The organism is Blautia liquoris (genome assembly GCF_015159595.1).
Taxonomy (GTDB): Bacteria; Bacillota; Clostridia; order Lachnospirales; family Lachnospiraceae; genus Novisyntrophococcus; species Novisyntrophococcus liquoris.
In genome coordinates, this window is record NZ_CP063304.1 from 458,471 (window position 1) to 470,428 (window position 11,958).

At 43.3% G+C, this 11,958-nt stretch carries 10 protein-coding genes; 9 read left to right on the forward strand and 1 reads right to left on the reverse strand.

All coding sequences use genetic code 11. The features are described 5' to 3' along the window. Positions 1-8 precede the first annotated feature (8 nt). The 9 genes from uvrB to thiI all read left to right on the forward strand — a co-directional run bounded on the left by uvrB (position 9) and on the right by thiI (position 11,473). Positions 9-1,991, forward strand: coding sequence for an excinuclease ABC subunit UvrB (uvrB, locus tag INP51_RS02195; protein ID WP_193736129.1), 1,983 nt, complete (start codon positions 9-11; stop codon positions 1,989-1,991). A 184-nt stretch (positions 1,992-2,175) separates the two neighbouring features. After that, a complete protein-coding gene (gene hrcA / locus INP51_RS02200) occupies positions 2,176-3,240 on the forward strand; it encodes a heat-inducible transcriptional repressor HrcA (protein ID WP_193736130.1) in 1,065 nt (354 codons plus the stop codon). A 50-nt stretch (positions 3,241-3,290) separates the two neighbouring features. Then, entirely contained in the window at positions 3,291-3,956 is a 666-nt protein-coding gene (gene grpE / locus INP51_RS02205; RefSeq protein ID WP_193737202.1) for a nucleotide exchange factor GrpE, read from the forward strand. Positions 3,957-4,178: 222 nt separating this feature from the next. Beyond that, the gene (gene dnaK / locus INP51_RS02210) at positions 4,179-6,053 is read left to right on the forward strand and encodes a molecular chaperone DnaK (protein ID WP_193736131.1); all 1,875 of its coding nucleotides are present in this window, start codon (positions 4,179-4,181) and stop codon (positions 6,051-6,053) included. Positions 6,054-6,131: 78 nt separating this feature from the next. Then, the gene (gene dnaJ, locus INP51_RS02215) at positions 6,132-7,289 is read left to right on the forward strand and encodes a molecular chaperone DnaJ (RefSeq protein ID WP_193736132.1); all 1,158 of its coding nucleotides are present in this window, start codon (positions 6,132-6,134) and stop codon (positions 7,287-7,289) included. 140 nt (positions 7,290-7,429) lie between these two features. Further along, positions 7,430-8,383 carry a 50S ribosomal protein L11 methyltransferase gene (gene prmA / locus INP51_RS02220; RefSeq protein ID WP_193736133.1) on the forward strand — a complete coding sequence of 318 codons (954 nt, stop codon included), beginning with the start codon at positions 7,430-7,432 and terminating at the stop codon, positions 8,381-8,383. A gap of 3 nt (positions 8,384-8,386) precedes the next feature. After that, on the forward strand, positions 8,387-9,127 hold the full coding sequence (locus tag INP51_RS02225) for a 16S rRNA (uracil(1498)-N(3))-methyltransferase (RefSeq protein ID WP_193736134.1): 741 nt from the start codon (positions 8,387-8,389) through the stop codon (positions 9,125-9,127). Between the two features lies 1 nt (position 9,128). Continuing rightward, a complete protein-coding gene (locus INP51_RS02230) occupies positions 9,129-10,283 on the forward strand; it encodes a cysteine desulfurase family protein (protein WP_193736135.1) in 1,155 nt (384 codons plus the stop codon). 11 nt (positions 10,284-10,294) lie between these two features. Beyond that, a complete protein-coding gene (gene thiI, locus INP51_RS02235; protein ID WP_193736136.1) occupies positions 10,295-11,473 on the forward strand; it encodes a tRNA uracil 4-sulfurtransferase ThiI in 1,179 nt (392 codons plus the stop codon). 73 nt (positions 11,474-11,546) lie between these two features. Here the strand turns inward: thiI and INP51_RS02240 are convergent, their stop codons facing one another. Further along, on the reverse strand, positions 11,547-11,780 hold the full coding sequence (locus tag INP51_RS02240) for an HPr family phosphocarrier protein (protein ID WP_193736137.1): 234 nt from the start codon (positions 11,778-11,780) through the stop codon (positions 11,547-11,549). Between the last annotated feature and the right edge of the window lie 178 nt (positions 11,781-11,958).

Sequence of the window (11,958 nt, forward strand, 5' to 3'; positions counted from 1 at the left end):
AAGAGTAGATGGATCATTTTGAATTACATTCCAAATATCAGCCTACCGGTGATCAGCCGGAAGCGATTGCCAGACTGGTCAAGGGATTTAAAGAAGGAAATCAGGCAGAGACGTTACTCGGGGTAACCGGGTCAGGCAAAACTTTCACGATGGCTAATGTGATAAAGCAGATGAATAAGCCTACACTGGTCATTGCACATAATAAAACCCTTGCGGCGCAGCTTTATGGAGAATTTAAAGAATTTTTTCCTGAAAATGCGGTAGAATATTTTGTGTCTTATTATGATTATTATCAGCCGGAGGCGTACGTTCCGTCTTCGGATACGTATATAGCAAAAGATTCAGCAATCAATGATGAGATTGATAAACTTCGTTTGTCAGCTACCTCTTCGTTAAGTGAAAGAAAGGATGTCATCATCGTTTCCAGTGTATCTTGTATCTATGGAATCGGAAGTCCTTCCGATTATATGAATATGACGATATCTTTAAGGCCCGGAATGGAAAAAGACCGGGATGAGGTGATTAAAGAGCTGATCAATATACAGTATGACAGAAACGACATGGATTTTCACAGAGGAACCTTTCGCGTGCGCGGAGATGTTCTTGAGATATTCCCGGCTGAGGAAAGTGAGCTTGCGGTCCGCGTCGAGTTCTTCGGGGATGAGATTGACCGAATTACTCAGATTGATACCCTGACAGGAGAAATTAAGTCTGAATTGAAACATATTGCAATCTTTCCGGCATCTCATTATGTCGTTCCCTTGGAAAAAATCCGCGAAGCAACCGTTGAGATTGAGGCGGAGCTTGAGGAAAGAATCAGATATTTTAAGAGTGAGGACAAGCTTTTAGAGGCACAGAGAATTGAAGAGAGAACGAATTTCGATATCGAGATGTTAAGGGAGACCGGGATCTGTGCCGGAATCGAGAATTATTCCCGACATCTGACAGGCTTAAAACCAGGACAGCCGCCCTTTACGCTGATTGACTATTTCCCGGATGATTTTCTGATTATGATTGATGAGTCACACAAGACGATTCCACAGATTCGCGGTATGTATGCAGGTGATCAGTCCCGCAAGGGAACACTGGTGGATTATGGCTTCCGTCTTCCCTCTGCAAAGGACAATCGTCCCTTGAATTTTGAGGAGTTCGAAAGTAAGATTGATCAGATTATGTTTGTCTCGGCGACACCAGGAGAATATGAAGGGGATCATGAACTTCTGCGTGCTGACCAGATCATACGACCGACCGGACTGCTGGATCCGAGAGTTGAAGTAAGGCCGGTACAAGGCCAGATTGATGATCTGATCAGTGAAGTTAATAAAGAGGTGAAAAAACATAACAAAGTATTAATTACGACGCTTACCAAACGAATGGCAGAGGATCTCACGGATTACATGAAGGAGAATGGCATCCGTGTACGCTATCTGCACTCAGACATTGATACGCTGGAGAGGACGAAGATCATCCGTGATATGCGTCTGAATGTATTCGATGTGCTGGTGGGAATCAACCTTTTACGAGAAGGACTTGATATCCCTGAAATTACTCTTGTTGCAATATTAGATGCAGATAAAGAAGGATTTCTGCGCTCAGAGACTTCCCTGATTCAAACCATAGGAAGAGCTGCCAGAAACTCGCAGGGTCATGTGATTATGTATGCAGATATGATGACCGACTCTATGAGACAGGCTATCGATGAAACAAAAAGGCGGCGCATGCTTCAGCAAAAGTATAATGAAGAACATGGAATTACACCTAAGACGATTGAAAAAGGTGTGCGTGATTTGATCAGTATCTCACAGGATGTGGCAAAAACGGAAGATCAGATGGAAAAAGATCCTGAATCTATGAGTAAGGATGAACTCGAGAAATTGATTAAAAAAGTAAAAAAGGAGATGAAGGCAGCAGCGGCGGAACTGAACTTCGAGGCCGCTGCCGGGCTTCGCGATCAGATGATTCAACTAAAGAAATATCTCGAGGAATTTTGACTTTTTTAAATAAAAACCAATAAAGGTGTTGACAAAATCAAAAGTCAGTACTATAGTAAGAACATAGATGTTAGCACTCCACAACATCGAGTGCTAACAAACCTGATAGGAGTGCAACAGCGAAACGACGTAATGTGCCAGGCATTCTGCAGGTATCAAAATCATAAGAAGGGAGCTTGGAACATTGGATTTGGATGAAAGGAAACAAAAGATTTTAAATGCGATTATCCAGACTTACCTGGACACAGGCGAACCGGTTGGATCCAGAACCATTTCCAAATATACAGACTTGAATCTGAGCTCTGCTACGATAAGGAATGAGATGTCGGATCTGGAGGAGATGGGTTACATTATGCAGCCCCATACTTCAGCCGGCCGAATTCCATCAGATAAAGGTTATCGACTATATGTCAATCAACTTATGAGGGAAAAGAACCAGGAAGTTGAAGATATCCAGCAGCTTGCGATCAAGAGAACTGACAGGCTGGAGAAGGTTCTTCAGCAGGTGGTGAGGGTTCTGGCAATGAATACAAACTATGCTACAATGATCACCGGACCTCAGATCCATAAAACCAGGCTGAAATTCATTCAGCTGTCCAAGGTCAGCGAAGAGCAGATATTAGCTGTGATTGTTGCCGAGGGAAATATGGTTAAGAATCGGATGATTCCACTGGAAGAGCCGATCAATGACGAGCAGATATTGAAATTGAATCTGATGCTGAATACACAATTAAACGGCCTGACTATGGACCAGATCAATCTCGGCATGATAACCAAATTGAAAGAAGAAGCCGGCATTCACAGCAGTGTGATTAATAATGTGCTGGATGCGGTGGCTGCTGCAATTGCTGTAGATGCTGATGATGTTCCTGTGTATACCAGTGGTACTACAAACTTTTTGAAATATCCGGAACTTGTTACAGACAGTGAGAAAGCCAGTCAGCTTCTGGGCACTTTCGAAGAAAAAGAAGTGCTGATAGATATGCTCAAAAATGTAGAAAACAGCAGTGGTGAAGATGACGAGAACAGCACAGGCATCCAGATTTATATAGGGAATGAGTCCCCGGTTCAGACGATGAAAGACTGCTCCGTTGTCACTACTACCTATGAATTAGGGGATGGAATGACGGGCACAATAGGAATTGTGGGTCCCAAACGTATGGATTACGAAAATGTGGTGGATAACCTGAAGACTTTGAAGAGTCAGCTGGATGGGATATTCAAAAAACAAAAAAAACCGGATACTTAAAAGGCGGTGGATAATAAGTGTCACAAGAAAATAAGAAAGTAGACGAGAAAATGGAGAATACCGAAAAAGACTTAACGGACATCCATAAACAAACGGATCAGATACAGACCGAATCGGATGTCCAGGAGACACCTAAGGAGACGGATCAGCCACAGGATGAGAAAACTGCGGACGATAAGAAGCAGGATCAGAAAAAAGAAACTGATGAGGAAAAGCAGGAGCTAAAAGAAGATTTAAAAGATGGTGCTAAAGAAAAAGATAAAAAGTTTTTTAAGAGAAAGAAAGACAAAAAAGACGAGAAAATTGAAGAATTGACAGATCAGCTTAAGCGCCAGATGGCTGAGTTCGATAATTTCAGAAAACGCACGGAGAAAGAAAAATCAGGAATGTATTCCATGGGTGCGAAGGATGTTGTGGAGAAAATTCTGCCAGTTGTAGACAACTTCGAAAGAGGACTTGCGACAGCATCGGATATGTCAGATCCTTTTGTCAACGGGATGAATAAAATTTATAAACAACTAACTCAAGTTATGGAAGATATGGGGGTGACTGCAATTGAAGCAGTCGGAAATAAATTTGACCCCAATCTGCACAACGCAGTGATGCATGTGGAAGATGAAGATGCAGATGAGAACGTTGTTGTAGAAGAGTTCCAAAAGGGCTATTTATATAAAGACTCTGTCGTACGCCACAGCATGGTAAAAGTGGCAAATTGATATGATACCAGGGTCAAAAGGTCCTGCGTTTCATGCTTGCATGAAAAAGCATGACCTTGGGACCCGAACAAACATGAGAAAGCAACCCGATTAGGGTGTATTTCGAATGTTTGTAGGATTACGTGAGCACAAAGTGCGGAGTAATCCGTGTATCATACATTGATATGATACCAGGGTCAAAATTCATATAGAATAATCAGGTAATCAGGAGGAATAAAAACTATGAGTAAAATAATTGGTATTGATTTAGGTACAACCAACAGCTGTGTCGCAGTGATGGAGGGTGGAAAACCAACGGTTATCACGAACACAGAAGGTGCCAGAACGACACCGTCGGTTGTAGCGTTTACAAAAACAGGAGAGAGACTTGTCGGAGAACCTGCAAAACGTCAGGCTGTTACCAATGCAGACAAGACAATTTCTTCCATCAAGAGACATATGGGAACGGATTATCGTGTTACGATTGAGGGAAAGAATTATTCACCGCAGGAGATCTCAGCGATGATTCTCCAGAAGATGAAAAGCGATGCAGAAAATTACCTCGGCGAAAAAGTAACAGAGGCAGTGATCACAGTTCCCGCTTATTTCAATGATGCACAGCGCCAAGCGACAAAAGATGCCGGAAAAATTGCAGGACTTGATGTAAAACGTATTATCAATGAGCCTACAGCGGCAGCTCTTGCCTATGGCCTGGATAATGAAAAAGAACAGAAAATCATGGTTTATGATCTGGGTGGCGGTACATTTGATGTCTCCGTCATTGAAATTGGAGACGGTGTAATTGAAGTATTATCAACCGCTGGAAACAATAAACTGGGCGGCGATGATTTCGATCAGAAGATCGCGGATTACATGATTGCCGAATTTAAGAAGAATGAAGGCGTTGATCTGTCCGGTGACAAGATGGCTATGCAGCGTATCAAAGAAGCTGCAGAGAAGGCAAAAAAAGAGCTTTCAAGCGCAACAACGACGAATATTAACCTTCCATTTATCACTGCGACTTCAGACGGACCGAAACATTTTGATATGAATCTGACAAAGGCCAAATTTGACGAGCTGACAAGTGATCTTGTCGAGAAGACAGCAGAGCCGGTTACAAGAGCTCTTTCTGATGCCGGAATCTCAGCTTCTGAACTTGGAAAAGTACTTCTGGTTGGCGGATCTACCCGAATTCCCGCGGTACAGGACAAAGTAAAACAGCTGACAGGTCATGAACCAAGCAAAAGCCTGAACCCAGATGAATGTGTTGCACTTGGTGCTTCCGTACAAGGTGGAAAACTTGCAGGGGATTCAGGAGCAGGTGATGTTCTTCTGCTTGATGTCACTCCGTTGTCATTATCCATCGAGACGATGGGTGGAGTTGCCACTCGTCTGATTGAACGTAACACAACAATTCCTACTAAGAAGAGTCAGGTGTTCTCGACTGCAGCTGATAACCAGACAGCAGTTGATATCAACGTAGTTCAGGGTGAGCGTCAATTTGCCAAGGACAATAAATCTCTTGGTCAGTTTCGTCTGGACGGAATTCCACCGGCAAGACGTGGAGTTCCTCAGATTGAGGTTACTTTCGACATTGACGCCAACGGTATTGTGAATGTATCTGCAAAGGATCTGGGAACCGGAAAAGAGCAGCATATCACAATTACAGCGGGTTCGAATATGTCTGACAGTGAAATAGATAAAGCAGTAAAAGAAGCAGCTGAATTCGAAGCACAGGATAAGGTAAGAAAAGAAGCGATTGATACCAGAAATGAAGCAGACTCAACGGTATTCCAGATAGAGAAAGCTCTCGAGGAAGTCAAGGATAAGATTTCTGACAGCGATAAATCCACGGTACAGGCTGACCTTGATGCATTGAAAAAACTTCTCGCTGACACTCCGGCAGAAGAGACAAGTGAATCACAGGTAGCCGCTATCAAGGCTGCTCAGGAAAAACTGACACAGAGTGCTCAGCCGGTTTTCACTAAGATGTATGAAAACATGCAGCAGAATCAGGGCGGAGATGCCTCCGGTCAGGAGCAGGCTGGACCATCGAACGAATCCGGCAATAATGGTGGCGATGACGATGTCGTTGATGCAGATTACAAAGAAGTATAAGAAAGTATAGATAATTAGTAAACGGCAGGGAGCGCAGATTATGTCTGCGCTGTACTGCTGTTAGAAGGTGATAGATAAATGGCAGAAAAAAGAGATTATTATGAGGTCCTCGGAGTAGATAAGGGTGCGGACGATGCCACATTAAAACGTGCCTATCGTAAACTTGCAAAAAAGTATCATCCGGATATGAACCCGGGAGATAAAGAGGCTGAGGCAAAATTTAAGGAAGCGACAGAGGCCTACAGTGTCTTAAGTGATCCGGATAAAAGACATCAGTATGATCAGTTTGGTCACGCTGCTTTTGAAAATGGAGGCGGCGGAGCCGGTGGTTTTGGCGGTTTTGATTTCGGCGGTGACATGGGAGACATCTTCGGAGACATCTTCGGAGATTTGTTTGGAGGCGGAAGCCGCTCCAGAAGAGCTGATAATGGGCCGGCAAGAGGCGCAAACCTGCGTGCTTCTGTCCATATCACATTTGAGGAGGCCGTTTTCGGCTGTGACAAAGAGATAGAGCTCACTCTCAAGGACACCTGTAAGACCTGCCATGGAACAGGTGCAAAACCGGGCACTTCGCCGGAGACTTGCAGTAAGTGTAACGGAACCGGTCAGGTGACCTATACACAGCAGTCTATGTTCGGCACGATCCGTAATGTCCAGACTTGTCCGGAATGCGGCGGCACTGGAAAGATGATCAGGAATAAATGCTCTGAATGCCATGGAACCGGGTATACGGCGAGTCGTAAAAAGATCCAGGTTTCTATTCCGGCAGGAATTGATAATGGCCAGAGCATCCGAATCCGTGACAAGGGAGAACCCGGAAGAAACGGAGGACCCAGAGGAGATCTGCTTGTAGAAGTCATGGTAGCCCGCCATCCAATATTTACAAGAGAAGATATGAATATCTATTCCTCGGCTCCGATATCATTCGCACAGGCTGCACTTGGCGGAGATGTCAAGATCAGTACCGTGGACGGAGATGTCGTATATACAGTTAAGCCCGGAACTCAGACAGATACCAGAATCCGTCTGAAGGGAAAAGGAGTTCCTTCCTTGCGCAATAAAAACGTTCGCGGGGACCAGTATGTGACACTGGTTGTTCAGACACCTCTCAGATTGAATGAAGAAGCAAAAGAAGCACTTCGCAGATTTGATGAGGCGAGTACAAACAGCTTAGGCGGAAGCGAAAAGAAAAAAAGAGGCTTCATGGATAAAGTAAAAGAAGCTTTTGAAGATTAACAATATAACGGGTCAAAAAGTTATGCTTTCATGCAGGTGCAAAGGGCATACCTTTTTGACCCTGTTCTTTTCCTTGATATTTTGCCCAAAATCGTGTATTATTATCTATACTTGATTATGAAGGATTGGAAGTAAAAACCATGAAATGGAATAAATACACATTAAAAACAAGAAGTGAAGCAGAGGATGTCGTGATTGCAGCATTGGCGGATATTGGGATACAGGGCGTTGAAATTGAGGACAAACAGCCGCTGACCAGACTGGACAAGGAGCAGATGTTTGTCGATATACTCCCGGATAGTCCTGAGGATGACGGGATTGCTTACCTTCATTTTTATCTGGATCCCGAAGATGATAATGAGACAATGCTTGGCAATGTAAAGAAAGAACTGGATGAACTTAGGGTATTTATTGATATAGGTGAGGGAACAATCACAGTTTCAGAAACTGAGGATAAGGATTGGATTAATAATTGGAAAAAGTATTTTCATCAGTTTCATGTGGATGATATCCTAATCATTCCTTCCTGGGAAGAGATACAGCCGGAGGATACAAAAAAGATGATACTGCATATAGATCCGGGTACGGCTTTTGGAACCGGAATGCATGAAACAACACAGCTTTGCATCCGCCAGCTGAAAAAATATGTCACAGAGGATACGAATCTTTTGGACGTTGGAACCGGAAGCGGCATATTATCAATCATAGCGTTAAAACTGGGTGCGCAATCTGCGGTGGGTACGGATCTTGACCCATGCACGATCAACGCGGTTAAAGAAAACAAAGAGGCAAATCAGATACCGGAAGATGCATTCAGACTGATGATTGGTAATATCATTGATGATGAAAAAATACAGTCAAAAGTAGGCTATGAGAGGTATGATATTGTAACGGCAAATATTCTGGCCGATGTGCTGCTCTCGTTGACACCGGTGATTGTTCATCAGATGAAAAAGGGCGGTATCTACATCACATCCGGGATTTTGGATGTCAAAGAACAGGAAGTGAGAAAGGCAATTGAGGATGCAGGCCTTACAATTGTTGAGACCACTCGTCAGGGTGAATGGGTGTCTATTACGGCACAGAAGAGGTGATGCATGTATCGCTTTTTTGTAGAACCCGATCAGATTGAAGAGAAATGGATTCGTATCCGCGGCAGTGATGTGAATCATATAAAAAATGTCTTAAGGTGCAGAATCGGAGAGGAAATTCGGGTGAGTGCTCAGGGTGATCGGGAGTATGCCTGTTGCATTGAGCAGATAGATGAAGATGAAATATTGGCAGAGATTTTGTATATTCAGGAGAACGGTATGGAACTTACATCCAGAATATACCTTTTTCAGGGAATCCCGAAAGGGGATAAGATGGAGTGGATTATCCAGAAGGCAGTTGAACTCGGAGTGTACGAAGTGATTCCTGTTGATACAAAAAGAAGTGTCGTAAAACTTGACCGGAAAAAAAAGGAAAATAAAATCAGAAGATGGCAGGCGATTTCCGAGAGTGCTGCAAAGCAGTCAAAGCGCATGATAATTCCAAAGATCAGTCCGGTTTTAACATTTGACCAGGCGGCCGACAGAGCCGATTCGTTGGATGTTTGTCTGATTCCCTATGAACTTGCAAAAGGATTTCAGAAGACTAGAAGTATCATGGAAGGAATCAGACCGGGGCAGTCCATTGGGATTTTTATCGGTCCGGAAGGCGGATTTGATGAACAAGAAGTAAAGCTTGCTATAGAACATAAGATTGTGCCCATCACATTGGGCAGAAGAATTTTGCGCACTGAGACTGCAGGGATGACGGTCTTGTCAATTTTAATGTATCTGCTGGAAGGAAAATAAGATGGAAGTGTATTTTGACAATTCAGCGACGACGAGGTGTTACGATGCGGTCAGGGAGATTGTAGACCATACAATGATGGGGGACTACGGTAATCCCTCTGCCATGCATAACAAAGGGGTCGAAGCTGAGAAGTATATAAAAGAATCAAGAGCAGTACTGGCCAGACTGATGAAAGTTCATGACAATGAGATATACTTTACCTCAGGCGGCACAGAGTCGAATAACTGGGCACTTTTGGGAACGGCGCTGGGAAATCGCAGGCAAGGGAATCACATCATCACAACGGACATTGAACATTCGGCAGTTTTGGCTCCTCTTACATTTTTAGAGGAACAAGGTTTTGAGATTACAAAATTAGGGGTAGATTCTTCTGGAAGGATCAGCCTGAAAGAGCTGGAGGATGCCATTACGGACGAGACGATTCTTGTCTCGGCCATGTATGTGAATAACGAAATTGGTTCCGTACAGGATATAGAGGCGATCGGAGAATTGATTAAGGGGAAAAATCCAAAGACTTATTTTCATGTAGATGCTACCCAGGCATTTGGAAAGTATAGAATCTATCCCAAAAGATTGAAGGTAGACATGCTTTCAGCCAGTTCACATAAATTTCACGGTCCTAAGGGTGCAGGCTTTTTGTATATTAAAGATCATGTAAAGATTCATCCTCTGATTATGGGAGGCGGACAGCAAAACGGTATGCGTTCCGGCACAGAGAATGTTTCTGGTGTGGCAGGAATGGGAAAAGCCGCTGAACTGATCTATAAGGACCTTGACAAGAATTGTGGGCATCTGTATGAATTGAAAAAACACCTGATTTTGGGACTTAAGAAATTCCCTAATGTAGTGATACACGGCATGAATATGGAAGAGGGGGCGCCACATATTGTAAATGCCTCTTTTGTAGGCGTGCGAAGCGAGGTCATGCTTCACGCTCTGGAAGAACACCAGATCTATGTGTCTGCAGGCAGTGCATGCTCAAGTCACAGAAGATCCGGAAGTGCCACACTTCTTGCCATAGGATGCCCAAAAGAAGAGAGAGAGTCTGCCGTGAGATTTAGTTTCAGTGAATTCAACACAATCGAAGAGGTTAATTACGTTCTACGTGTATTGGCGGAACTGCTTCCTATGCTCAGAAGGTATACCAGACATTGAAAGGAGATAACATGTACAAGGCATTTTTGATAAAATATGCTGAAATTGGAATTAAAGGAAAGAACAGGCACTTGTTTGAGGAGGCACTCGTAAGACAGATCTGGCACGCCTTAAAAGACACAGACGGAACATTCAAGGTTGTGCGTGAGCAAGGAAGAATCTTTGTCTTTGCACAAAGCGAATTCGATTATGAGGAAACTATCGAGGCTTTAAAACATGTGTTTGGAATTGCAGGAATATCTCCGGTTATTGTACTTGAGGAACTGGAATTCGACGCTCTGGCATCTACTGTAACTGAGTATATAAAAAACCTCTATCACGATGAGAAGAAGACCTTTAAAGTGAATGCCAGAAGGGCGAATAAAGAATATCCCATGAATTCCATGGAACTGAACTGTGAACTAGGGGATAGAATTTTAGTTGCCTGTCCAAACCTGAAAGTAGATGTACACCATCCGGATATCAATCTGACGGTTGAAGTGAGGAAGAAAATATACGTATATTCTGAGACGATATCGGGCCCGGGTGGTATGCCGGTGGGGACGAATGGATCTGCCATGCTGCTGCTTTCCGGAGGTATTGATTCTCCTGTTGCAGGTTATATGATTGCAAAGCGCGGAGTGACGCTTGATGCGGTATACTTTCACGCACCGCCATATACGAGCGAACGTGCAAAGCAAAAGGTTGTGGATCTTGCAAAAATTGTATCCCGTTACAGCGGACCTGTCAGACTTCACATCGTGAATTTTACAGATATTCAACTGTACATTTATGATAAATGTCCTCACGACGAACTGACGATTATCATGAGGCGTTATATGATGAAGATTGCAGAACAGTTTGCAGAAAAGGATAAAGCACTGGGACTGGTCACTGGTGAGAGTATCGGACAGGTAGCAAGCCAGACGATGCAAAGCCTGGTATGTACCAATGAAGTGTGTACGATGCCTGTGTTTCGCCCCCTGATCGGTTTTGACAAACAGGAGATTGTGGATCTGGCTTTAAAAATCAAAACCTATGATACCTCAGTTCTGCCCTATGAGGACTGTTGTACGATTTTTGTTGCGAAGCATCCTGTTACGAAGCCAAACATCAACATTATCAGACGTTCGGAACAGAACCTGCAGGAAAAGATCGATGGGATGGTTCGGACGGCCATAGATACGGCGGAGACGGTCATGGTTGAGTAAAAAAAGCAGCTGCTGATGCAGCTGCTTCGGTCTGCCCTTATGGGGCTGACCAGATATCTGTTCCATTATTTCATCAAACAAGGTATGGGTTTAATACAGCCAAAACCGCCTCCAGATTTTCACCTTCGGAGTGAATGTTGAGGTCGATCGGTTTTGATAAATCCAAGCTGAATATTCCCATGATGGATTTTGCATCTATTACGTACCTTCCGGATACTAAGTCAAAATCAAAATCAAATTTGGAAATATCATTGACAAATGATTTTACTTTGTCAATTGAATTGAGTGAAATCTGTACTGTTTTCATTGATAAAATCCTCCCTGAACTTAAGTTGAGTTAATGAGACCTTTTTTAGATAACTATTAACTATCAACGGGGAAAATATAATTTTGATAGTATAGTATCATCGTCATAATAATCTTACATTTTATGGCAGTAAAAGTCAAGGCGAAAACGCACAAATAAACATAAAAATCTTTGGTAA